The sequence below is a fragment of the Vibrio sp. R11-SG3-ISO3-SZ genome (assembly GCF_059834345.1).
Window position 1 is genome coordinate 1 of sequence record NZ_JCBDGX010000055.1, and the last position, 24,208, is coordinate 24,208.

25 protein-coding genes are annotated in these 24,208 nt (G+C 50.0%); 11 read left to right on the top strand and 14 right to left on the bottom strand.

Annotated elements, in window-relative coordinates; genetic code table 11:
* From hutG to AC6R1O_RS07450, 4 genes are all read left to right on the top strand, one after another.
* Positions 1–724 (top strand): formimidoylglutamase (hutG, locus tag AC6R1O_RS07435; protein ID WP_500656779.1); only part of this gene is annotated, 724 nt, incomplete at its 5' end.
* A complete protein-coding gene (gene hutU / locus AC6R1O_RS07440; protein ID WP_500656780.1) occupies positions 721–2,421 on the top strand; it encodes a urocanate hydratase in 1,701 nt (566 codons plus the stop codon). The genes hutG and hutU, both read left to right, overlap by 4 nt.
* Before the next feature lie 19 nt (positions 2,422–2,440).
* Positions 2,441–3,979: a histidine ammonia-lyase gene (gene hutH, locus AC6R1O_RS07445; protein ID WP_500656781.1), complete on the top strand. Its 1,539-nt coding sequence runs from the start codon at positions 2,441–2,443 to the stop codon at positions 3,977–3,979.
* Positions 3,980–4,131: 152 nt separating this feature from the next.
* The gene (locus AC6R1O_RS07450; protein ID WP_500632179.1) at positions 4,132–4,857 is read left to right on the top strand and encodes a DUF3581 domain-containing protein; all 726 of its coding nucleotides are present in this window, start codon (positions 4,132–4,134) and stop codon (positions 4,855–4,857) included.
* 231 nt (positions 4,858–5,088) lie between these two features.
* Here the strand turns inward: AC6R1O_RS07450 and AC6R1O_RS07455 are convergent, their stop codons facing one another.
* The 4 genes from AC6R1O_RS07455 to ydiJ all read right to left on the bottom strand — a co-directional run bounded on the left by AC6R1O_RS07455 (position 5,089) and on the right by ydiJ (position 9,403).
* Positions 5,089–5,394: a hypothetical protein gene (locus AC6R1O_RS07455; protein WP_500632572.1), complete on the bottom strand. Its 306-nt coding sequence runs from the start codon at positions 5,392–5,394 to the stop codon at positions 5,089–5,091.
* A gap of 120 nt (positions 5,395–5,514) precedes the next feature.
* Positions 5,515–5,652, bottom strand: a complete 138-nt coding sequence (locus AC6R1O_RS07460; RefSeq protein WP_500632571.1) for a hypothetical protein — start codon at positions 5,650–5,652, stop codon at positions 5,515–5,517.
* Positions 5,653–5,780: 128 nt separating this feature from the next.
* Positions 5,781–6,242, bottom strand: a complete 462-nt coding sequence (locus AC6R1O_RS07465) for a methyltransferase family protein (protein WP_500632570.1) — start codon at positions 6,240–6,242, stop codon at positions 5,781–5,783.
* Positions 6,243–6,355: 113 nt separating this feature from the next.
* Entirely contained in the window at positions 6,356–9,403 is a 3,048-nt protein-coding gene (ydiJ, locus tag AC6R1O_RS07470; protein ID WP_500656782.1) for a D-2-hydroxyglutarate dehydrogenase YdiJ, read from the bottom strand.
* Between the two features lie 200 nt (positions 9,404–9,603).
* Between ydiJ and AC6R1O_RS07475 the strand changes: the two genes are divergently transcribed.
* From AC6R1O_RS07475 to AC6R1O_RS07490, 4 genes are all read left to right on the top strand, one after another.
* Positions 9,604–10,287 (top strand): DUF3334 family protein, encoded by a 684-nt coding sequence (locus tag AC6R1O_RS07475; RefSeq protein WP_500632221.1) that lies wholly within the window; start codon positions 9,604–9,606, stop codon positions 10,285–10,287.
* Between the two features lie 147 nt (positions 10,288–10,434).
* Positions 10,435–11,118, top strand: a complete 684-nt coding sequence (locus tag AC6R1O_RS07480) for a DUF2786 domain-containing protein (RefSeq protein ID WP_334550544.1) — start codon at positions 10,435–10,437, stop codon at positions 11,116–11,118.
* Between the two features lie 179 nt (positions 11,119–11,297).
* Complete coding sequence (locus AC6R1O_RS07485) at positions 11,298–12,359, top strand: tetratricopeptide repeat protein (RefSeq protein WP_500632176.1); 1,062 nt, start codon at positions 11,298–11,300, stop codon at positions 12,357–12,359.
* A gap of 184 nt (positions 12,360–12,543) precedes the next feature.
* On the top strand, positions 12,544–12,726 hold the full coding sequence (locus AC6R1O_RS07490) for a hypothetical protein (protein ID WP_500632380.1): 183 nt from the start codon (positions 12,544–12,546) through the stop codon (positions 12,724–12,726).
* A gap of 89 nt (positions 12,727–12,815) precedes the next feature.
* On the opposite strand, the gene maiA is transcribed toward AC6R1O_RS07490, so the two are convergent.
* Genes maiA through hppD form a run of 4 tightly spaced genes read right to left on the bottom strand, consistent with a single transcriptional unit; the run spans position 12,816 to position 16,689 of the window.
* Complete coding sequence (gene maiA / locus AC6R1O_RS07495; RefSeq protein WP_500638635.1) at positions 12,816–13,472, bottom strand: maleylacetoacetate isomerase; 657 nt, start codon at positions 13,470–13,472, stop codon at positions 12,816–12,818.
* On the bottom strand, positions 13,465–14,478 hold the full coding sequence (locus AC6R1O_RS07500) for a fumarylacetoacetate hydrolase family protein (protein ID WP_500638634.1): 1,014 nt from the start codon (positions 14,476–14,478) through the stop codon (positions 13,465–13,467). The genes maiA and AC6R1O_RS07500 overlap by 8 nt, the downstream gene beginning before the upstream one ends.
* Positions 14,475–15,623 (bottom strand): homogentisate 1,2-dioxygenase, encoded by a 1,149-nt coding sequence (locus tag AC6R1O_RS07505; RefSeq protein ID WP_500632429.1) that lies wholly within the window; start codon positions 15,621–15,623, stop codon positions 14,475–14,477. The genes AC6R1O_RS07500 and AC6R1O_RS07505 overlap by 4 nt, the downstream gene beginning before the upstream one ends.
* Positions 15,616–16,689, bottom strand: coding sequence for a 4-hydroxyphenylpyruvate dioxygenase (hppD, locus tag AC6R1O_RS07510; RefSeq protein ID WP_500632430.1), 1,074 nt, complete (start codon positions 16,687–16,689; stop codon positions 15,616–15,618). Before hppD ends, AC6R1O_RS07505 begins: the two co-directional genes overlap by 8 nt.
* 368 nt (positions 16,690–17,057) lie before the next feature.
* Here hppD and AC6R1O_RS07515 point away from each other — a divergent pair, with 368 nt between their 5' ends.
* The gene (locus tag AC6R1O_RS07515; RefSeq protein WP_500632431.1) at positions 17,058–18,167 is read left to right on the top strand and encodes a M20/M25/M40 family metallo-hydrolase; all 1,110 of its coding nucleotides are present in this window, start codon (positions 17,058–17,060) and stop codon (positions 18,165–18,167) included.
* Between the two features lie 59 nt (positions 18,168–18,226).
* On the opposite strand, the gene AC6R1O_RS07520 is transcribed toward AC6R1O_RS07515, so the two are convergent.
* The gene (locus AC6R1O_RS07520) at positions 18,227–18,472 is read right to left on the bottom strand and encodes a Rho-binding antiterminator (protein ID WP_500632170.1); all 246 of its coding nucleotides are present in this window, start codon (positions 18,470–18,472) and stop codon (positions 18,227–18,229) included.
* Between the two features lie 3 nt (positions 18,473–18,475).
* Positions 18,476–18,871, bottom strand: a complete 396-nt coding sequence (locus AC6R1O_RS07525; RefSeq protein ID WP_334550553.1) for a DUF2391 family protein — start codon at positions 18,869–18,871, stop codon at positions 18,476–18,478.
* Between the two features lie 162 nt (positions 18,872–19,033).
* Between AC6R1O_RS07525 and paeA the strand changes: the two genes are divergently transcribed.
* Positions 19,034–20,338 carry a polyamine export protein PaeA gene (gene paeA / locus AC6R1O_RS07530; protein WP_334550554.1) on the top strand — a complete coding sequence of 435 codons (1,305 nt, stop codon included), beginning with the start codon at positions 19,034–19,036 and terminating at the stop codon, positions 20,336–20,338.
* An 11-nt stretch (positions 20,339–20,349) separates the two neighbouring features.
* Here the strand turns inward: paeA and AC6R1O_RS07535 are convergent, their stop codons facing one another.
* The 4 genes from AC6R1O_RS07535 to AC6R1O_RS07550 all read right to left on the bottom strand — a co-directional run bounded on the left by AC6R1O_RS07535 (position 20,350) and on the right by AC6R1O_RS07550 (position 23,601).
* Positions 20,350–20,766, bottom strand: a complete 417-nt coding sequence (locus AC6R1O_RS07535) for a ribosome recycling factor family protein (RefSeq protein ID WP_500632168.1) — start codon at positions 20,764–20,766, stop codon at positions 20,350–20,352.
* Positions 20,767–20,774: 8 nt separating this feature from the next.
* On the bottom strand, positions 20,775–22,544 hold the full coding sequence (locus AC6R1O_RS07540; protein ID WP_500656783.1) for a putative bifunctional diguanylate cyclase/phosphodiesterase: 1,770 nt from the start codon (positions 22,542–22,544) through the stop codon (positions 20,775–20,777).
* A gap of 149 nt (positions 22,545–22,693) precedes the next feature.
* Positions 22,694–23,425 carry a chromosome partitioning protein ParA gene (locus AC6R1O_RS07545; RefSeq protein WP_334550558.1) on the bottom strand — a complete coding sequence of 244 codons (732 nt, stop codon included), beginning with the start codon at positions 23,423–23,425 and terminating at the stop codon, positions 22,694–22,696.
* Positions 23,426–23,442: 17 nt separating this feature from the next.
* Entirely contained in the window at positions 23,443–23,601 is a 159-nt protein-coding gene (locus tag AC6R1O_RS07550) for a hypothetical protein (protein ID WP_487902409.1), read from the bottom strand.
* Positions 23,602–23,818: 217 nt separating this feature from the next.
* On the opposite strand from AC6R1O_RS07550, the gene AC6R1O_RS07555 reads away from it, so the two are divergent.
* Positions 23,819–24,157: a YggL 50S ribosome-binding family protein gene (locus AC6R1O_RS07555; RefSeq protein ID WP_500632435.1), complete on the top strand. Its 339-nt coding sequence runs from the start codon at positions 23,819–23,821 to the stop codon at positions 24,155–24,157.
* Positions 24,158–24,208 lie beyond the last annotated feature (51 nt).

Sequence of the window (24,208 nt, forward strand, 5' to 3'; positions counted from 1 at the left end):
GCACAGCAAAGTGATCACCTTAGGTGGTGGGCATGAAGTGGCGTGGGCCTCTTTTCAGGGGTTAGCGAGCTTTCTTCAGCGCCACTTGGATAAAACGTCGCCTGCAACAACGACTCAAGGCGAAGCTCAACAGCAGCAGATCGCACCGAAGATAGGCATCATCAATTTTGATGCCCATTTTGATTTGCGCACCTTTGATACCCAAGACACGCAGCCGAGCTCAGGCACGCCGTTTCATCAAATTGCTCGCTACTGCCAAGCGCATAAGTGGCCCTTTCAGTACGCGTGCATTGGCGTAAGTCGCGCAAGCAATACCGCCGCGCTGTTTCAACGAGCGGATGAACTTGGCGTCTTGTACATCGAAGACACCGAGCTCACGCCATACTCACTCAAAAACCCACTCGAGCAGTTGCGCCAATTTATCGAGCAGTGCGATCACCTCTATCTCACTATCGATCTGGATGTCTTTCCTGCCGCCACAGTACCGGGCGTGAGCGCACCGGCCGCTCGGGGCGTGAGCCTTGATACCTTATCGCCACTTTTACAGCTCTGTCTTGCTCAGCCTGAAAAGCTGCGTCTAGCCGACATTGCCGAATACAACCCTAGATTTGACATCGACCAGCAAACGGCGCGATTCGCTGCCCGCTTATGCTGGGACATAGCTAAGGCCATGGTGAACACACCAAGCCAGACTAAACAACCGAACAAGGAGTTCCCCCAATGAGTCAACCGACCAAGCACCACAACCCGCGCCTTGATACGGCGCGTACCATTCGCGCGCCACATGGCACAGCCTTGCGCGCGAAGTCTTGGCTCACCGAAGCGCCACTGCGTATGTTGATGAACAATCTAGACCCAGATGTGGCCGAGCACCCACACGCGCTCGTCGTGTATGGCGGTATTGGACGCGCGGCGCGCGATTGGGCGTGCTATGACAAAATCGTCGAGGTGCTGGAGCGCCTTGAAGAAGACCAAACCCTAGTGGTGCAATCGGGCAAGCCTGTTGGTGTGTTCCCTACTCATAAAAATGCGCCACGCGTACTGATCGCTAACTCAAATCTCGTTCCCCATTGGGCCAACTGGGAGCACTTTAATGAGCTCGATAAACAAGGGCTGATGATGTACGGTCAAATGACGGCGGGCAGTTGGATCTACATCGGTTCACAAGGGATCGTCCAAGGCACCTATGAAACCTTTGTCGCGGTAGCCAAACAACACTTTTCTGGTGATGCCAGTGGCCGTTGGGTGCTTACCGGAGGCTTAGGCGGCATGGGCGGTGCGCAGCCGTTGGCCGCGACGATGGCGGGCTTTTCGATGATCGCCGTTGAATGTGATGAATCTCGAATCGATTACCGTCTGCGTACGGGCTACGTCGACAAGAAAGCGACCTCGCTCGATGAAGCTCTAGCAATGATCGCAGACGCCACCTCGCCGATTTCTGTTGGCTTACTGGGCAACGCCGCCGATATTTTCCCTCAGTTGGTCGAGCGCGGTATTACACCGGATGTCGTCACCGATCAAACCTCGGCACACGATCCTCTGAATGGCTACTTACCATCAGGGTGGACGATGGCGCACGCTGCGACAATGCGCTCACAAGATGAAGCCGCCGTGGTGAAAGCAGCCAAGCAATCCATGGCGCGCCAAGTGCAAGCGATGCTCGATTTGCAATCGCGCGGCGCCGCTACCCTAGATTACGGCAACAACATCCGCCAAATGGCGCTTGAAGAGGGTGTCGAAAATGCGTTTGATTTCCCTGGTTTTGTCCCTGCCTATATTCGCCCACTGTTCTGCGAAGGGATTGGGCCGTTTCGTTGGGCGGCGCTCTCCGGCGATCCGGAAGATATCTACAAAACCGACCAAAAAGTGAAAGAGCTGATCCCCGAAAACCCACATCTGCACCATTGGCTCGATATGGCGCGCGAGCGCATTCAATTCCAAGGTTTACCGGCACGAATTTGTTGGGTGGGCCTTAAAGATCGCGAACGTCTTGGCCAAGCATTCAATGAAATGGTCAAAAACGGCGAACTCAAAGCGCCAATTGTGATTGGCCGCGATCACCTTGATTCTGGCTCGGTTGCCAGCCCGAACCGTGAAACAGAAGGCATGATGGATGGTTCTGACGCGGTCTCAGATTGGCCCTTATTGAATGCACTGCTCAATACCGCAGGCGGCGCCACTTGGGTGTCGCTGCATCATGGCGGCGGTGTCGGTATGGGCTTTTCACAACACTCGGGTATGGTTATTTGCTGTGATGGCAGCCAAGATGCCAGTGAGCGAATTGCACGTGTCCTGCACAATGACCCTGCAACAGGGGTGATGCGTCATGCGGATGCAGGCTACGATATCGCGAAAAAATGCGCCGCAGAGCAAGGATTAGATCTTCCTATGCTCAATGAAGAACTGAAAAAGCTAAAATAACCCGCGCAAGAGAAGGAATATGAACATGCTCAACTTACTGTTAAAGCCGGGACAGCTCAGCTTACATCAATTGCGCCACATCAGTCGCAGCCCAGTTAACCTTTCGCTGGACGACAGCGCCATCCCTGCCATCGAAGAGAGTACGCAGGTGGTGGAACAGGTGATCGCGGAAAATCGCACTGTCTATGGCATCAACACCGGTTTTGGCTTACTGGCCAACACGCGTATTGCACCTGAAGATTTAGAAACCTTGCAAAAGAGCATTGTACTGTCACACGCTGCCGGCATTGGCGAGCTGATGGCAGATGAAACCGTACGCTTGATGATGGTGCTCAAAATCAATAGTTTAGCGCGTGGCTATTCAGGGATTCGCCTAAGTGTCATCCAAGCGCTTATCGAGTTGGTCAACGCGCAAGTCTACCCTTGTGTGCCACAAAAAGGCTCCGTTGGCGCCTCGGGTGATTTAGCGCCGCTGGCTCACATGAGCACCGTGTTGCTTGGTGAAGGACAAGCGCGTCACAACGGCAAGATCATTTCGGGTTTTGAGGCCCTGACGATTGCGGGTCTAAAACCTATCACGTTAGCACCAAAAGAGGGCCTTGCTCTGCTCAACGGCACGCAAGCCTCCACCGCCTTCGCGTTGGAAGGTCTTTTTGCAGCCGAAGATCTGTTTGCTTCAGCAACCGTGTGCGGCGCGATGTCGGTGGAAGCAGCGCTTGGCAGTCGTCGCCCGTTTGATCCGCGCATTCATCGGGTGCGGGGTCATCGCGGGCAAATGGATGCCGCTGCGGCGTATCGTCACCTGCTTGATAACAGCAGTGAAATCGGTGAATCGCACAACGGCTGTGAAAAGGTGCAAGACCCCTACTCCCTGCGCTGCCAGCCTCAGGTCATGGGCGCGTGTTTACAGCAGATTCGTAACGCGGCCGATGTGTTGCAGATAGAGGCCAACTCCGTCTCAGACAACCCCTTGGTGTTTGCCGACGACGGCGACATCATCTCTGGCGGTAACTTTCACGCCGAGCCGGTGGCGATGGCCTCAGATAACTTGGCGCTCGCCATTGCCGAAATTGGTAGCCTTTCAGAGCGTCGTATGGCGCTACTTATTGACAGCGCGCTCAGCAAACTACCGCCATTTTTGGTCGACAACGGCGGCGTGAACTCGGGCTTTATGATTGCTCAAGTCACCTCTGCGGCACTGGCAAGCGAAAACAAAACCTTGGCTCACCCAGCCTCGGTGGACAGCTTGCCAACCTCAGCGAACCAGGAAGATCACGTGTCGATGGCGACATTTGCTGGCCGTCGCCTCAAAGACATGGGGGAAAATACCCGCGGTATCTTAGCCGTTGAGTACCTATCTGCCGCGCAAGGGATCGATTTTCGCTCCCCGCTCTCCTCTTCCCCACGTATTGAAGAGGCCAAGCAAATCTTGCGCGAGAAAGTCAGCTTCTACGACAAAGATCGCTACTTCGCCCCTGATATCGAAAAAGCCAATAGCCTGCTCAAAATGGCCGTTCATAACCATCTGATGCCACAAGAGATCCTGCCAAGCATCTAACCCTCTACGCTCAAACGTAATGCCTAGAATGCCACCTGCGTTCTAGGCCCATCTCAAAACGAGTCATGGTTTGGTGAAAATTCAACTGGATCGACCATTGAAATCAAATCGTCATATATAATCACGGCAGTTTTGGCTAAGTAGCGTACATTATGTTTTTAACTCCTTATTTTTCTAGCAACGACAAGCAATTCCAATTCACTCGCCTTCAGGCCAGTCATTTCGCCAAAAAAGTGGCCGGTGACTACAACCCTATTCACGATGAAGACAACAAGCGCTTCTGTGTACCCGGTGATCTATTGTTTGCTGTGCTGCTACAAAAAGAAGGCGTCAGCCAGAAGATGCGTTTTGACTTCTCAGGTATGGTGAACGATGGCATTGCCCTGCACATTGAGAACAAATGCAGCAAAGAAGCCGCGGTGGTTGATGCCAACGGTAAAGAATACCTGCACATGAACCGTGAAGGCGCAGTGAGCCACGATCCCGCGTTCATTGAGCACGTTGTGACAAACTACGTACAGTTCTCCGGCATGAACTTCCCTCACATCATGGTGCCTCTGATGGAAGAGCAGCAGATGATGATCAACTGCCAGCGTCCTTTGGTGATTTACGAAAGCATGGAAGTAGAATTTGCCCGCCTAGACCTGACCCACCCAGAAGTCAGCTTTGCCGGCGCCACCTTTGATGTTGAAGGTAAACGCGGCGTTGTTACACTCAACTTTGATTTTAAAGAAGATGGCGAAATTGTCGGCAAAGGTGTCAAGCGCATGGTGGCCAGCGGCCTGAAGCCATACAACCAAGCCGACATCGATGATTTGGTAAATCGCTTCAATGAGCGTAAAGACGCGTTTCTTGCTCAGTTTAGTGTTGCTGCGTGATTAGTTAGGATCATTACATAGCGATTGATAAAACTACGCCCCACAATAGTGGGGCGTAGTTTTTGTATGTGTGACGATAGTTATTTTTTATATGGATTTAATCTAAAATGCTTTTGGACATAAACGTGCCAGCGATTTTGCTAAATTAGAAAATCATTAAAAACTAGGGATATGGTAAATCGACCAACTACACACAACGAAGTTTGTACTCTCCTCTACTATGACGATGGACTAAATATGACTAATACAACCAATATATCTTGTAACTTGTCTCACAAGTAAGTAGTTGTTAAAGTCAACTTTATCTTTTAGTAAAGTTACTGATATAGTTAACTTATTGTCGGTATATTTCCCATAGCTTTCTTCTCCTTTATCTTTGTATTTAAGTTTCTCTAGAATATCCCTATCACTGCCAAACTTGTCATATGCAGCGACACACTCACCGTAAGAAAAATCAACTCCCGGCTTTACAGTGGTTGAATAACCAAAAAAAACACCAACGCCCACTACAACAACTAACAATATTTTCCAAAACATACACAGGACTCCAGCGATCTAATGACTCATAATATCCACAACGTTTAATGCGGATGATAACAATGTCGAATCTCTTACTCTTTTTTATGATTCGGAATTCAGTAGAAATTCGACCTTTTTCTATGCATACCCTTCAGCTAGTTGCTTACCTACACCGACTAAAGTTGAGAAGCTCGCATCTTTAAAATCACGCTTAATCGCACTCCACACATGATCTTCACGCAGGTTTGCAATGAACTCATGTCCTTCCCAATTCAAGCTACTTTGTCAAAACCTACTCGCATGTGGATGTAGATTTTTTGGCGAAACTCATTTAGGGGCATTTCCGAGCCACCCACCAAACACTTCTAATACCACCAAATATTAACCCTCCAATCACCTTACCACTAAATCCACCGGCGCACGCTCTGCTTGTAATCAATAAACGCTTGGCCAAAACGTTGCTCTAAGACGCGCTCTTCGGGTTCGATTTGGAAACGATTGATGTAGAGGACAAAGCCGAACGATAGCAGGATGGAGAGCAGGTTTTGTTGCCAGTAGGCAAAGCCGAACAGCAGAAGGAATAAGCCTAAGTACATCGGGTTGCGCGTGATGCTATAAATGCCCTTCACAACCATTTGTGATGTTTCGTGGGGCTTTTGTGGGTGAACGGTAGTTTTGGCGCGTTTGAAGGCGATGATGCCTGTGATCCCCACGTAGCCAGCGCAAACAAAACAGATCGCAAACACGGTAAAGCCAAACGGCAGTGGAAAGCGCAACGTTGGGAAGAGCTGAGCGACTTTAGCAATCACAACAAACATCGCGATAAATACCGCAACGGGAGGGATCTTAAGTTCGAGCTTTTGCATCTTGGTTCTCCACTGATTTGTGTTTTGGGCAGTGTTATTACCCGCCGATATGATAAAAATAGCCCAGAGGCGAGTTCTGGGCTATTGAGAGCGTGACCTAGGGTGAGATCAGTTTATACGATTTGCAACAGCGCCTGTAACGGGTGCTGAGTCACCTGTGATTCAAAGCGTTTGACCTGACTGCGGCATGAGTAGCCGGTGATCAAACAGCGCTCTTTAGGCAATGCGTCTAAGTTGGGCTTCCAGCTCAGTTGATAAATGTCTTTCGACATGGTGAGCTTATCCACCTCGTGACCAAACGTCCCCGCCATACCGCAGCAGCCCACTGGCACGGTATTTAGCTTGGCGCCGAAATGAGTAAAGATGGCACCCCACTCTTTCTCAGCGTTTGGCATCTTGGTTTTCTCGGTGCAGTGCGCAAACAGATACCAAGGTTCGTCATTATTGGCTGAATCACGGGTTGAGCTGTTGACCTCAAACTCTGACAATTTCGGATAGAGCCACTCATGCACGGTCAACACCTCAAAATCGCCGCGCGCCTCACCAAGTACCTCTTTATATTCGTCGCGGTAACAAAGAACCAACGCAGGATCGACGCCGACTAAAGGCACGCCGACATCGGCCACTTGCTCTAAGAAGGCGGCGGTGTTTTTCGCGCTTGAGGCAAACTGCTTCAAAAAGCCTTTGATATGCTGGGCTTTGCCGTTGGGCTTAAACGGCAGCAAAATCGGCGTTTTACCGAGCTTTTGTACCAACTTGGCAAAATCTTCCACAACTTGCGCGTCGTAGTAACTGGTGAATGGGTCTTGCACGATCACGACGTGATTTTGCTTGTCATCCGCAGAGAGCGCTGCAAGCTCTTGAAGATTAAACGGCTTAAGCGCGGATAAGCGCGATTTGAGCGTCGGTGTTGAGAGCAAAGGCGCATCGACATAACCGACGGTGGCAGCCGTCATCTCTTGCACCCACTTTTGGCTAAGAACGCCGTTGACCAACTTAGGCGCTTTAGCCATCAAAGGCAGCATGGTTTCAATGTTCGCCACCAGATAATCTTTCGCTGGACGCTGATAACGTGAGTAGTAGATGTTTAAAAAGCGCGAGCGGAAGCTCGGCACATCGACTTTAATCGGACACTGGCTCGCACACGCTTTACAGGCCAAACAGCCACTCATCGCCTCAAACACCTCGTGAGAGAAATCGTATTCGTGACGCTTGTTGAGTGTATTGCGGACACGGTCGATCATAGTCTTGATGCTTGGCGTGCGCTCTAGCGTCTGCTTTTCCAGGTCGAGCACATCAATGTTTTGCTCACTTAACTGGCGCAACCACTCTCGCACTATCCCTGCACGTCCTTTTGGCGAGTGACGGCGATCGGCAGTGACCTTCATCGACGGGCACATTGGCGAAGCGGTGTCATAGTTAAAACAGAGACCGTTGCCGTTACACTCCATTGCTTGCTTAAAGCTGTCTCGCACTTGTACATCGATTTGGCGATCATAGTAGCCGCGTTTGGTATCGGTCACTTTAACCAAAGACTCTTGGCTATCGAGCGGCGTACATATTTTGCCAGGGTTCATTTTGTTGTGTGGGTCAAAGGCGGCTTTAACACGGCGCAGCTCAGTAAAGAGCTCTTGACCGAAGAACTCCGGACCGTATTCAGAGCGGAAGCCTTTACCATGCTCGCCCCACATAAGACCGCCGTATTTGGCCACAAGCTTCACCACCTCATCGGAGATCTGGTGCATCAGCGCTTCTTGTTTCGGATCGCACAAGTCCAACGCAGGACGCACATGCAATACCCCCGCATCCACGTGGCCAAACATGCCGTAATTCAGCTGTTTGTCATCCAACAGTTGGCGAAACTCTGAGATAAAATCGGCCAAGTTTTCTGGTGGCACACACGTATCTTCGGCAAACGCGACCGGCTTTGCGCGTCCTTTCGCCGCGCCGAGCAAGCCCACCGCTTTTTTACGCATATTGTAAATACGGCCAATACTCGCCAAATCATCACACACTTGGTAGCCAATGATCCCAGCTTCACCCGCTGCGAGCATCTCTTCTAGACGGGCGGTTAAGTCACTCACTTGTTGTGCGACTTCCTGCTCATCTTGCCCGGCGAACTCCACCATGTTGATGCCCTGCATCTCTTTGCCCGGGACATCGGCTAACAGATCGCTGACAGTGTGCCAAACAATGTCTTCTTTGGCTAAGTTGAGCACTTTAGAGTCCACCGTCTCAACGGAGAGCGCTTTGGCTTCCACCATAAACGGCGCATTGCGCAAGGCAGAATCAAACGTGTCGTATTTTACGTTAACTAGGGTACGCGCTTTAGGAATTGGCGTGAGATTGAGCTTGGCTTCGGTGATAAAAGCGAGCGAGCCTTCTGCGCCGCACAGCACACGGGTAATATCGAAGGTATCGTTTGCTTCATCAAACGCATTTTTTAAATCGTAACCCGTTAAGAAACGGTTAAGCGGCGGGAATTTAGCGTTAATCTGCGCGCGTTTGTCGCGGCACACTTGCTCAGTGACCGTTAACGCTTTATGCGCGTACTCGCCCTCTTTCGGTAGCCCATGAGATAAGTCCGACTCAAGAATCGAACCATCGGCAAACACCGCTTGCAATGACAGGACATGATCAGAGGTTTTACCATATTTGAGTGACCCCTGCCCCGAGGCATCGGTATTGATCATGCCACCCAAGGTTGCGCGGTTACTGGTGGAAAGATCTGGCGAGAAGAAGTAGCCGTATGGGCGCACCGCATCATTGAGCTGATCTTTAATCACGCCGGTTTGGACTCGCACCCACCCCTCTTCGGAGTTGATTTCGAGAATCTTATTCATGTAGCGCGACAAATCGACCACGATGCCTTTTGTCAGCGATTGACCATTAGTTCCGGTACCGCCACCACGCGGTGAAAAGGTGACACGTTCATAGGCGGCTTTGCTGCCGAGTTGACCAATCAGCGCGACATCTTGCGTCGATTTCGGGTGGATAACGGCTTGCGGTAGTTGCTGATAGACGCTGTTGTCGGTGGCGACAGCGAGGCGACTTGAGTATTGGCTTTCGATATCGCCGCTGAAACCGGCGAGTTTTAATTCATCAAGAAAACCGAGGACGACGGGATCGACATCTGGTTGAGAGTGTAATCTTGGTAACATTTGCTTCCTGCCCCTACTGCGCTGATCCTATCAGCATTGGGTTCGATACATTCGGGTTATAATTTGAGTTAGGTCACTTTACAACATTTAAAAGGGTGATCAAAACAGAAATGCAGTGTCAAATTGGAACTTCTCGCAATTCTTTCCCACACTTAGAAATCATGGACTTGATTTAAAGTGCTTTTATGAGCGATTCATCAATGAAGAAAAACAAAATCATCACGACAGAAGACATTCTCCTTAAGTTATGCCAGTCCGTTTCTGGCGTTATGACCTCTGCGACCAGCTCTCAAATTACCTACTCTGCCATGGTGCAGAAAATCACCAAGACCAGCCTAAAACCGGACTTCGGTTGTTTTGTCCTCTTTGATGGTGGTTTTTCTGGGTTGGTGGTGATCAACTTTACGGCCAAAGCCGCGCTTGAGGTGTACACCAACTACATGCGCAATATGGGGATGCCGGAAGAAGAGCTCGCCGTCACTCACACCTCCGACGAAGTGGCCGATGTACTGGGTGAGCTGATGAACCAGCTCGTCGGTGCGTTCACCAACCAAGTGCGCAAAGATCTGCAAACCCACATCACGCAGAACCAACCTAAAATGCTGTCACTCAACAAACAAGTGATTCTGTCGGTCGATACCAACCTTGATCGTCCTCAAGCGCGACGTGTGACCTTCTCGACTGAGAAAGGCAACATCTTCTACTTAGAGTTGGCGATGGATAAGACTGAGTTTATTCAGCTCGAAGAATTTGAAAGCCACGACGAAGATGAAACGCCAGACAGCATCCTAGAGAGAGCGCGCCAAGAGATGCAGGACAAAGAGAAAAAATCGACCGATAAAAATGACGATGCCGATGACATCTTCGCCGAACTAGGTATCTAAATCCGCCAACTTTTCAGCCCAGCGGTTTTTACCCCCTTCAAACGCCATCGACTTTTCGGTGGCGTTTTCCTACATCACCATTTCCGTTTTATGACAGAACACGTTAAAATAGCCGACTTTGTTAAATTAGTTACCCCTTAGCTGTCGATGGATAAACAAAAAGCCCTCAAAAAAATAGCGAAGTGTCTGGAGCTCGGAAACTCAGCCAACGTTAACGAAGCCGCCAATGCCATCAAGATGGCACATCGCTTGATGCTCAAATATGGTCTCGACAAGGACGATATCGAGTTTATCAAGATGGGCAAAACCCAATCGACACACTTACTCCCTGCCAATGTCAGCTCGAATCTGCTGCGCATCATCCGTGGTATCAACACCAAATTCGGCGTTGAGGCAGTGCTGTTAAACCATAAGGGTTTAAAACGCGTGGAGTTTATTGGCGAAGCGGATCGCGCCATCTTCGCCGCCTTCGCTTTTGACATCGTATACCGCGAAATGAACGAACAGACCGGTCGTTTCAGAAACAGTTTTGCAGGCACCGGGACATCTAACGCCGAAGTCACTCGCCGCGTGAACTCGTTTTTGTCTGGATGGGTGGAAGGTGCGTTGGAAAAACTGCCGATCATCTCTCCAGATGAAGAGTCTGCGAAAAAAATCGATGACTACATCGATAAAGAGTTTCAAAACATCGATCGTGAAACCTTCAAGCAGCAGCTGCGTGAAGCGATGAAAAACATCACAGAAGATTACGAAGTGGGTCTTAAGAAAGGTCGAACCGTATCGGTCAATCGCCCGATCGATGGTGGACAAGCGCCAAAACTGCTGCGTTAACCCAAGAGTGCGTTAGCCCAAGAGTGTGCTAGCTCGATGCTTCAACGCTAGATCGGCAACGGCATGAGAGAAAAGCGACGCCGCGCACTCATCAACTTGGTTAAGAGGCATACACATCTTTGCGCGGCTGAGTATAATCAAAGGTATCACTGGTCAACTTTACCAAACGGACGTTGTTTTTGACTCGATTTGCGGCTTTACTTTTCCTTATTCTGAGCACCTCACTCTGGGCCAATACGCTTGAAGAGCTTCAGCAGCAGGCCCAAGCGAATAATGTTCACGCTCAGTTCCAACTCGCCAGCACTTACCTTGCACAAGAAAACCCCGATCAACAAACGATCGATGATGCCCTCTATTGGCTCGAAACATCGGCGCAAGGGGGTAACCGTCAAGCTGCGTTTGAATTAGCCAGCTTGTCGCTTGATAATAACAGCGTCAGACCCGACCTAGAAAAAGCCCTCTTCTGGCTTACGAAATTGGCATTGGCCGATGACGCTCAAGCTCAGCTGCAACTTGGCCGAGTCTATGAGCAACTGTCAGTACAACCCGACAACCTTGATCTTGCCAAGGTGTGGTTTCAACTCGCTGCGCAAAATGCCACTGACCCAAGCTTACAAAGTGACGCCGAAAACGGATACAACCGTGTCTTAGAAGCACAATTTAACGCCAGGAGAGCCAAGCAAGTGGCGGCCATCAGTCAACTAGACGTTGCCTTTGACGATGAATCCATCACCCTCAGCCCTCAAGCCCAAACCATCGACGCCAGCCAAGAGCACGATGGTGTTTTGTTCAGCTTGATGGGTCTTTGCCTGCTAACAAGTGGCCTTTGCATTTGGCTGTGGCGCAAGCAAAGAGGTTTAGTACGCCAGCGCACCGCGACTGAGCAACAAGGCCATGCTCAAGCGTCTAAAATGCAAACCAGAGTTAAAGAGCAAGATGCTCTGCTCAAGCAGCAAAAGCGCCAGCTTGAAACTCTCTACCGTGAATTTAAAAAGCTGCAAGGGCAAAGCAAGGTTTCTCCCACTCGTCCAACGCAGAGCAAACCTGCGGCGCCTTCACCGGTTTACTTAGCCAGTGCAATGTTTGGCTTTAAGCCCTCACAATTGCCCAGTGAGCGTGAAATCAAAGTACGTTACAAGCAATTAAGTAAGATTTATCACCCGGATCTCAAAGGCAGCGAAGAGGAAATGAAGCGTCTTAACGGTGCGCTCAAGCTTCTGATTAAAGAGGTTAACAAATAGTTACATTTACCCTGCGCATCCTGTTCAAGTTTTCACCAAACGTTTAAAACTCAGCGTTGCGCAATCGTTCTCCATCCCACTTCGATAACAAATCATTAACCTAACCGTGTTCTGTATGTCATAATCCTGCCCGACAATAAACCTGAGCAAGAAAAACAGACTCGGGTAAAATGGGGAGAACGAGATGTTTACGATCGAAGGAGTATGTGACTGGTGTAAAAAGCCCAGCCTACTCACCAAGCATGATTATGTCGATGGCAAGTACCACCACTCTTGCAAAAAGTGTTTTGAATACGCGACACTGGATGTGCGTCAATTCAATCTTGCCGAGCTCCGCCAACGCGAGCGCCTATCACACTCACTGTGAGTTAGACAGTTATCAGCACTTCTCTCAAGGACGACAAGCCACTCTCAACGAGTGGCTTTTTAGTCTCTGGTTTTCTACTATCTTGGCGTTTAACCGTTCTCTGGTGCATCGGCTTGACACTCAGGTCGCGCGCGGGCAAACGCCGCCAACTTACCAAGTGACGCTGTCACATCCGCAATGTTGGGATAGCGCCGCATATCGAGGTCAAAGCGATGTGCATTATAGACTTGCGGCACCAAACAGACGTCCACTAAGGTCACTTCATCCCCAACACAGTAGCAGCCGCGACGCTCGCTAATACGTGACTCAAGCGCCTCAAACGCGACTTCAATCCAGTGTCGGTACCACTGCTGTTTTTGCTCTTCGCTGACGTGCAATGTCGAAGTGAGGTACTGGAGCACGCGCAAGTTATTGATGGGATGAAGATCCGCGGCAATATCCAAAGCCAAGGCTTTGACCCAATATCGCTCGTCGCCTGACGGTGGAATCAATCTTGAGTGTGGATAGGTTTCATCAAGATACTCAATAATCGCCAGTGACTGGTGAATGTGCCTATCACCCTCCACCAGCACAGGGACTAACTTCGCAGGATTGATCGCTTGATACGCATCGCTGTGCTGCTCACCACCCTCTTTGACTAGATGAGTCGGGCGTGATTGATAGCTCAAGCCTTTTAGGTTGAGGGCAATTCGGACTCGATACGCCGCAGAGGAACGCCAGTAATCGTAAAGAATCCGCTCACTCATAGCGCACAACCTGTTGATCAATAGCGCCAAAGATCGACGCGCCCTGCTCATCGAGCATCTCTATTTTGATGCGATCGCCAAAACGCATAAAAGACGTGGCAGGCTGACCATCACGGATAGTTTCAATCATTCGCAGCTCGGCAATGCAGGAATAGCCAACACCTCCCTCCATAATAGACGTTCCGTAATCTGTGCCTTGCTTGTTGGAAACAGTGCCTGAGCCAATAATGGCTCCGGTGCCCAGTGGGCGTGTTGCTGCTGCGTGCGCGATAAGCTCAGGGAACTCAAAGGTCATGTCCACACCAGCGTTTGGGCAGCCAAACGGTTCGTTGTTGAAGTGGCTGAGCAGCGGCAACGCCACCTTTGCGCCATCCCACGCGTCCCCTAGCTCATCTGGGGTGACCGCGACCGGAGAAAACACCGACGACGGTTTGGATTGAAAAAAGCCAAAGCCTTTCGCTAACTCATTGGGGATTAACCCGCGCAACGAGACATCATTGACCAACATTAACAACCGAATTGAAGATTTGGCCTCCTCAGCGCTGACGCCCATCGGCACATCACCTGTGATGACGGCCACTTCCCCTTCAAAGTCGATGCCCCAAGCTTCATCCGCCAGTGGGATGTCATCGGTTGGACCAATAAAGTGATCCGACCCACCTTGATACATCAGTGGATCGGTCCAAAAACTGGGCGGCATCTCCGCGCCGCGTGCTTTGCGCACCAATTCGACGTGGTTGACGTACGCAGAGCCGTCTGCCCATTGATACGCACGTGGCAAAGGAGACTCACACTGCTGAGCCGAAAACGCCAGCGAATCTTTGGCTTCGCCTAGGTTCAAACGTTGATATTGAGTCTCAAGCTGCGGCGCCACGCTGGACCAATCATCAAGCGCAGCTTGCAAGGTCGGCGCAATGTCTGATACATCCAAATAACGGCTTAAGTCCTTGCTAACCACAACAAGCCGACCATCGCGTGTTCCATTTTTCAAACTGGCGAGCTTCATACTTCCTCCTTGCCCGTGGGCTGACGCCAACTGTAGACATAATCAATATTCTCCACCTCACTCGCCGCTTGACCGATGTCGAGCGCATGTCGGGTATCGATCATGACCGCTACTTCGTCGGTGAAGGTTTTCTTATGAGCTTGACCGGCCTGAAACGCCTTGGGGTGCGGCCCGTGAGTAAACCCTGCGGGGTGAAAGGTCACCATGCCGGTTTCGATATTGTCGCGACTAAAAAAATCTCCGGCGTGGTAGAACAGCACTTCATCATAGTCATCATTGTTATGAAAAAACGGTACTTTCAACGCACCGGGATCGCTTTCAATTGGGCGCGGTACGAACGTACAGACGACAAATCCCTCACCGACAAAGGTGGTATGCGCCGATGGCGGCAGGTGATAACGATGTGACATCAATGGCCGAATATCACGCCAGTTGACTCGCACCACGGATAAGTCACCATGCCAACCAATCGCATCCAAAGGATTAAACGGATAGGTCACCACACTCACCTGTTCGTGGCGTTTGATGTGTACCTCTGTGGTTTGCTCTGAATACTGCGCTTTAAACGCCTTATTAATACTGGGCACATCGAGCACCGCAGGATCAAATACCGCGTGATTGCCGACCATGCCTTTCTCTGGTAGCGAATAGGCGGCATCGCTGTTTTCAATCATCAACACAAACATGGGTTCTGAGATCTCTAGGCGCCAAGATGTCGAACGTGGAATCATCACGTAATCCCCTTCGCAAATCGACAAGTGACCGTAGTCACAATAGAGCTCCCCACTGCCTTGGTGAATAAAAAGCAGATCGTCACCATCGGCGTTGCGCACCAAATGACGCATCGACTGCTCGCAGCGCCACACTCGAACCTTACAATGGCGATTATGTAACAGCTTCGGCACTTGCCAAGGGGAGGACTGACGGGCACTGTCTATCTGATTGAAGTTGAACGCGCGTGGCTTAAGATCCCCTTGCCACTCACTCCATCCCGTCGGCGCGTGTCGATGATGAAAGTGACTGGCAGGACCGAAAAATCCACTGCGACCGGCCTCTCGCTCAAAAATGGCCTCATCAGGAAAATCCGCATGGGCTTGCTTAGAACAGACGCCCTCCCGATGCGGAAAGGTGATCCATTTACGCATCACTCAGTACCCCGCGACGAATTTGATCTTCTTCGATGGATTCAAACAGCGCCTTGAAATTACCTTCACCGAATCCTTCATTGCCTTTACGTTGAATGATTTCAAAAAACACCGGGCCAATCACCGTTTGGGTGAAAATTTGCAGCAGTATGCCGTCTTTCATCGGCGCGCCATCGATAAGAATTTGCAGCTCACGCAGGCGTGCGAGCTCTTCACTGTGCCCCTCGACACGCTGATTCACTTTTTCATAATAGGTGTCGGGGGTAGGCATAAAGTCCATGCCGCGATCGCGCAGAGTCTGCACCGTTTGGTAGATGTCGTTGGTGCTCAGCGCAATGTGTTGAATGCCTTCGCCGTTGTACTCACGAATAAACTCTTCAATCTGCGATTTGTCGTCAGACGATTCGTTGATTGGGATACGAATCTTGCCACACGGCGCGGTCATCGCTCGGCTCACAAGACCGGTCAACTTGCCTTCAATATCAAAGTAACGAATCTCTTTAAAGTTACCGATCCGTTCGTAAAATCCAGCCCAGGTGTCCATGTTGCCTTGCTTAACGTTATGTGTGAGGTGATCGATTTCAAACAACCCAACATCCATAGTGTTCATGCGCTCGTCAGCATCGGCATAGAATCGGAAATCCACATCATAGATACTGCCGTCTTGGTAGCGGTCAACGAAGTAAAGCAAGCTATCACCAATGCCGTACACCGCCGGAATGGAGAGCTCCATAGGACCGATTTCCGTGACATAGCGCTCGGCGCCATTGTTTAACGCATGCTCAAGTGCCTTGGCAGCATCTTTGACTCGAAACGCCATGCCGCAAACCGAAGGGCCATGTAGGCGCGAGAACTGCTCAGCTTGACTGTGAGGCTCCGCGTTGACGATAAAATTGACGTCCCCTTGGCGATACAACCACGCCTCTTTTGAGCGATGCTTTGCTACCTCTGCAAAGCCGAGTGACGTAAACAGCGCTTTCAGATCTTGAATGCCCTTGTCATCAGCAGCGGTATATTCAACAAATTCAAATCCGTCTGTGCCTAACGGGTTTAGTGCCGTATTCATGGTGTTATCCTCACCTGTTGTTGATCTCTATCGCCTTTAAATTCGCCCATTGATACGATTAATGAAATATCGAGGCTCGATTTGGCACCTATTCAAAAAACCACCTCGAAATGTAAAATTAATGTAACACCACAATGAAATCACCATAAACACATGATTTAACTATCCCAAATCCGGCCAATGGCAGTAACAATTATTTTACAATCACTCTTGTGTGATAAATTTCCTTAAGCAGTGGCGAACTCCTCGCCACTTAAGTCAAGATTGAGTCAAATCCGCCTTCGATTTGATTTGGCGCAGCGTCATGGCGCTCGCTCTCATTAGGCTAACGCCATCTATTCCCCTCACCACAACCCATGAGGTAGACCATGAGTCACATCAACCCATCACGCTTGGTCGAGCATTTTATTGAGCTTGTCAAAATCGACAGTGAGACAGGCAATGAAAAACAGATTTCAGAACACCTAGCAGAGCAGCTCGGCGAGCTCGGTTTCACCGTACACAAACTGCCCGTCCCGGCTCATATCTCTAACGGTCATAACCTGTATGCGAAATTGGAAGGCAGCCTAGCAGGTAGCATCGCGTTCAGCTGTCATATGGACACCGTAACGCCAGGCATAGGTATTGAACCTGTGATTGAAGACGGCATTATTCGCTCTAAAGGAGAGACCATCCTAGGTGGCGACGACAAATCGGGCATTGCCGCTATCATGGAAGCGGTACGCGTGCTAAAAGAGCACAATCAAGCGCACAAAACCATTGAGCTTGCTTTCACCGTGCATGAAGAAGGTGGCCTATTTGGCTCTGAGCATTTTGATATGAGCTTTATCGAGTCCAACCACGCCATCGTACTTGATACCGGCGGCCCGATTGGCACCATTGTCAATGCCGCCCCGGGCCAACAGAAAATCGTCGCGAAATTTATCGGCCGCCCAGCACACGCAGGCCTTGCGCCAGAAGAAGGCATCAGCGCCATTCAAATTGCCGCAGAGGCGATCACGCAAATGAAACTGCTGCGCATTGATGAAGAGACCACCGCCAATATCGGGATTGTCGAAGGGGGCAACGCCACCAATATTGTGATGCCTGAACTGACGGTAGTGGCAGAAGCGCGCTCGCTCAATGGCGACAAACTCGACGCGCAAGTTGAGCATATGATTGAGACTTTCCAGCGCGCCGCTGACGCCCACGGCGCACAGGTTGAGATTGAATCGACGCGTGCTTACAACGCCTTTGTCATCGACGAAGCGTCACCATTGATTCAATCGGTTAAAGCCTCTTTTAACGCGATTGGCGCACAGCCATTCACCAAAGGCACCGGTGGTGGCAGTGATGCCAACAACTTTAACGCCAAAGGGCTGACGACCGTGAACATCTCAACGGGTATGGCAAAAGTGCACACGACAGAAGAGTACATCGCCATTGATGACATGGTGAAAGTGACCGAGTTTGTTCAGCACTACGTGACTCAAGCGTAAACGGGCCAAAGGCACAGACAAGCCCATCTGTTTTATCCAAGTAAGGAAACGGATGGGTTTTATCTCAATGTGATGTCGCGAAAATGCGGATTTTCCACCAAAACTGACAACTGTTTGATCTCATCGAGCACCACCAAACGCTCTTGTTGATGGATGCTGATCAGCATGGCTTCTCGCCTGCTCTCATCTCGGCGCGTATCCAGCGCAATCCCTTCCATCTCGGTGCCATCTTTGAGTGCCAAACGCACGGGATAACGGTAGAGGCAAACAATTTCAATATAGTCATAGTCACTGCAACGTATCATGCATCACTCCTTATCGAAACTGTCGACCACGATGGCACCCATGGAGGCTGGCATGGTGATCACCACCACGCGCTTAAATGAGGTGATGGGGTCTTCCATCAGGGGCAACTTATCCAGACAGACCAGCACTAAGGCGACCACACACGCCGCAATCAAATACGCCGCGACGATGCGCGCAACAAACTCCCATTTGCGCGTCTGAACGTTACTTTGGAATACGCTTTGATAGGTAAACAGGGTTAAGAACACCACCGAGAGCGAAAACAGGAGAAACAAATTGAGCGGCGGTAAGGTTTCACCCAAACGCCACGCCTCTTCAGAGAACGAAATCGGCACAGCAAGCGCAAAGGCGCCGACAAATATCTGACTCGCATCTTCGAAATTAAAGCTATATTTCATTCACTTATCCTGCAGAATTTTCTATCAAGCTTAGTTGATAAGGCGAGGACGATAAAGCGCTAGAGCCGTTATCGTCACGACAAAATGATTTCGTGGAAGTTTTCCCAATATCGTGGTCAGTTGTGGCTAGAATGGCGCAACTTTTCTATTCGGATAGCCTCCATGAGTCTACTTGAAAATCTCTCCATTATCATGGCGCTGATCTTAACCAGTTGCTTTTTCTCCATGTCAGAAATCTCGTTGGCTGCGGCGCGTAAAATTCGTCTGCGCCAACTCGCTGACGATGGCGATCACCGCGCGACCTTAGTCCTCGGACTACAAACCCATCCGGGTAACTTTTTTACCGTGGTGCAAATTGGCCTCAATGCCGTGGCTATCATGGGCGGTATCGTCGGTGAATCGGCGTTTACCCCGTATATTGCTGCTATGTTGAGCCACTGGGTGCCCGCTGCGTGGATCGCGCAGGCCAGCTTTGTGCTCTCTTTTACCTTGGTCACTAGCCTGTTTATTTTGTTCGCCGATCTGATGCCTAAGCGCATTGCGATGGCGATGCCGGAAACCGTCGCGTTGGCCCTCGTGAAACCACTCTTGGTGTGCATTCTGATCCTCAAACCCATCGTACTAGTATTTAACGGTTTGGCGACGCTGATTTTTCGCCTATTGCGCGTCCCTGCCGAACGCAATGACGACATCACCAGTGATGACATCTACGCCGTCATGGATGCAGGAGCCGAAGCAGGCGTCCTCGATACGAACGAGCAGCAAATGATGGAAAGCGTGTTTCAGATGCAATCGATCCCCGTTACGTCTGCCATGACGCCGCGTGAAGACATTGCGTTTCTCTCACTTGATGACGATGAAACCATGCTTAAGCGCAAGATCGCCGACAACCCTCATCACAAATTTTTAGTCTGTGATGGCCAGCTCGATGCGATCAAAGGCTTTGTCAATTCAACCGAACTGTTGATCCGCCTCATCAATGAGCAAACATTGGATCTTAAAAGTAGCAGCGTGGTGCAAACCTGCCCCATCATCCCTGACACCTTGAGCCTATCGGAAGCGTTGGAATACTTTAAATCCAATCGCGTCGACTTCTCTGTGGTGATGAACGAATACGCCTTGGTCATGGGCGTTGTGACTTTCAATGATTTGCAAAGTGCCGTAATGGGCAGCTGGGTGTTGGCCGAAGGCGAAGAGCAAATTGTCGCCCGTGACGAGCACTCTTGGCTGGTCGATGGTGTCACGCCGATCACCGATGTGATGCGCACGCTGCAAATTGACGAACTGCCCCATTCACAAAACTACGAAACCATCGCCGGCTTTATGATGTTTATGTTAAAGAAAATTCCGCGACGCACTGATTCGGTGACCTACTCTGGCTACAAATTTGAGGTGGTCGACATCGATGACCATAAAGTAGACCAATTGCTGGTCACTCGAGTGGAACAAAAAGACGACGAGCAGTAACGCACCAACCGTTACCAAGACTCCTCTTGAAAACGGGCGGACCTCGCTTGAGCGAGTGTGCAGTCCGTTTTCGCCATCAGTTCCGTTAAGGTGATACTGGGATTACCGGCGATAAGCTGAGCAAGCTGGATGTTGAGTGGCAACGGCGCAGGAGCACGCGCGGCAACTCGCGCATTGATGAGCGTGTCAATTTTTTGCCTAACGTAGGCATAATCTTCGCAGCTATCTTCGCGGCTAAGCAATTCATGACAGAGAGCATTGAGCGCCCCCTCTTCCCCTACCAACTGCCAGTGGCGTGAACGCCTAACACGGCTCAACACACAGTGGTGCTGCTGCGCGAGTCGTTTGAGGTTTTGACACTTCTCTCTGCCCAGTTTTTGCACCAATGAGGGCAGTGCGAGTGTCACAAGGTCAGCTTGAAGAGTCATAACAGAGATCAGTGGGTGTTGGATTGGGTCACTTTATCGTAAAAGGCCTGTGCGTCCAGCGGTTTTGAGAAAAAGTAGCCTTGATACTCATCACACCCTTCATTAAACAGTAGAGATAATTGCTCAGAGGTCTCAACACCTTCTGCCACGACCGATTTGCCTAGGTTTTGCCCCATCTGAATAATGGTTCGCACCAACATGTGATCGGTGATGTCAGTGGTGCAATCATCAACAAATGACTTATCGATTTTAAGTACATCAATGGGCAAACGCTTCAAGTAGTTGAGCGACGAGTATTCAATCCCGAAGTCATCAATGGCCACCGACATCCCTCGCTCTCGCAGACGTTCACACGCTTCCACCACATATTCGGGCTCTCTCATTAAGGTCGATTCTGTGATTTCAATTTGCAGCGCCTCTCCAGGCAACTGGGCGTTATCAAGCGCGTCGATGATAAAACTGGCAACGTCATCATGGGTAAACTGAACGGTAGAGACATTAATCGACACAAGGATCGGTAGCCCAGAGTCATGCCAAGCTTTCACCTGCTTAATGCTTTGCGTAATCACCCAACGGCCAAGAGGCACGATAAACCCAGTTCGTTCTGCAATCGGGATAAATTCGAACGGCGAAATCATACCAAGCTGGGGGTGTGACCAACGAATCAGCGCTTCGGCTCCAACCACGCGATCGCTGATCATAGAGACCTTAGGCTGATAATGCAGAACGAAATGGCCCAATTGCAGGCTCTGCTTCATCTCCGACTCCAACTGATGCTGACGAATCGTCTCATCGAGCAGTTGGTCATCGTACCAAACGATGGAGCCGGGCCCTTGGGATAGCGCGCGATAGAGTGCCAAATTCGCATTTTTCCCCCACAGACTCACCACACCATTCGCGTGCTTGGCCAGTGCAACCCCCACACAAAAATTCAGCCGATAGGTCGTGTCGCCGACTACAAACAGCTTGCTGTGTTTGGTAAGAATGGTGTCTAGCACGGTTTGCAGCTTTCGCTCTACATGGACATTTTCCACCAGCACGACAAACTCATCGCCTGCAATGCGATACATTTGGGCTTGGTTTTCTATTAATCCACTGATGTGGCTGGCGAAAGATTGCAGTAGCTCATCACCATTGCGATAGCCCAATTTGTCATTGACGCTTTTGAAATTGTGCAGACCAATCTGCAATACCCCAAAACAGTGTGCATTACTCTCGTTCATGGCCGATACCGCCGCATAGAAGGCATTAATATTGGGCAGCTTGGTCAAGTAATCGGTGAAGCTGTCTTTTTTAAAGGCCAGCGTTTGTTGTTGGGTTTTCTTGATGTAATACGTCATCAGGGTAGCGAACACGGTGATCGCGCCCACATCTATGGCGTCTTCGATAAACTCGTCAAAGTCATCGGGATCTAGGCTGTGAAGATAGCTGACAATCAGTAATGCCGCGATAGCCAGAGGCCAAAACGACCCGGGAAATAGGACGATGAAACAGAGTGGCAGTAAAATGAAGCTCTCTTCGATGGCATCCATCTCTAACGGCTCAATCAGCCCACCGATAAAAATCAGGCTCGCCGCTAACAGCGCGCAGATACGCTTACGCTGCTCAGATTGAGTGAACAAAGCATAAATCATTAAGGGGGGAAAGAGTAAATACGCCGCTCTGCCCATCTCGTGTTCGAGCAGCAGGGTGCGAGAAATCAGGGCAATAGAGAGAACATAGGCCACTTGAATCGCCATTCCGATCGACCGATTGAATAAATTCTCTTGCACTGCCATCCCTAATCCGTGGGTGATTTAAAATTTATAGCGACTTTGTTGCATAATTTCCACACTTTTTCGTCAATCCAATACCTTTGTCGAACAAGCAGATACAAAAAAGAGGAAGGGGTTCACCGCTTCCTCTTTACATGAATGTAGGGATAACTTTACAGCCCGAGCTGTTCTGCCATCGCTTTCATCTCTTCAAGATCCATTTGATGGACACGAATCATCTGGTTGATTTGGCTCAAACGAGAATTGGCGGCATCTTGTTTGTCGCACGCATCCGATTTCGCTTCCCAAGAGGTGCCTTCTAGAAAGGTGTCACACGCTTTCTTCAGTGAGGCTAGCTTAGGCTCCAACTCGTCGCGCTCTTTTTGCAATGCGGCTAATTCTTGTTTGACTCTCAGTTCTTGTTGGAAGAGCTCACGCGAACGCTCAAACATGGTTGCCTGCATATCGGCTTGGCGATTAAGCTGCGCATTTTCACCCGCGACATCCGCTAACTGTGATTTCTGCTCGCCGACTTGTTGCTCTAGGGACAGGTTGACCTTTTCCAGCTCCGCCACTTGCGATTCAAGCTGAGCGATTGATGCCTCGTACTGCGCTTTTTGCTCTTCAATCGCTTGCTCCAGCTTTTGCTGCACTTCAACGTCAACGTTGGCGACTTTTTCTTCCACCGTCACCACGAGCTGTTTTTTGTCTGACACCAGCGTTTGATACTGCGATTCCAACGCGTGGTATGTCTGTTGCCACTTTGACGCCGTCACGCTCGAGCCAATTAATGCTCCTAGTGCGATACCCAATACACCTGCTATAGCAATATAGAGGTAGGTTCGCTTGTCGCGTTGTTCGATAACGACCACATCATCATTATCTACGTCTGTCTGTTTATTCACGTATGACTCCTGCTCCACTAGCGAATCAACTCGGTGATCACGAGTGTCACGGTATAAATTAAAAACCCTGAAATCAACGTCACCACCACTGCTTTTTGCAGTTTTTCGCTCGTGCGATAGCGGATCAACACAAATGCCAATGCGACCAAAAAGGCAATCGCTAACAATCTTGTCATAGCCTCTCCTTAGCTGTACCCACATGCTTGGGGGCAACTTGATAACCTTTTCATTTATACCATTTTTTCGCGCCTTTTGGTCAGCGTCCGGTAGTTTTATTCTGTTTACTTAGGTGAGTGCGCAAATTATCCGCGCTTAATACCTTTTATGAGTGATTCATTTGGGCAAGCTGCACTTTTGGGGTATAAAGAGCGCGACACCAAATGGGAGATAAACATGAAACCGTATCAGTTAGAGAAGAAAAAACGTCGTATTCAAAAGAAATTGTTCCTCGGCGAATTTGCCGTGCTGGGTTTCGAGATTCGTTGTGAAACCAACATTCAAGATTTCGACCGCTACGACCACTTTGTGGATGATTTTATTGACTACATCGACAGCCTTGGTTTGTGCTTCGGTGGCGGTGGCCTTGAGACATTTGACGGTTTCCTATGCAGTGTGGCCCGCTACGGCAATGCGACGGCTGAGCAGCAAGCTTTGGTTGGCGCGTGGCTAGAAAAACGCGAAGAAGTGACCAACGTGGAGATCGGCGAGCTGGTAGACGCCAACTACTTCTAAGCTTTCATCTTTGATTGTTCAAAAATAGCGCAGTTGAGCGCTATTTTTTCC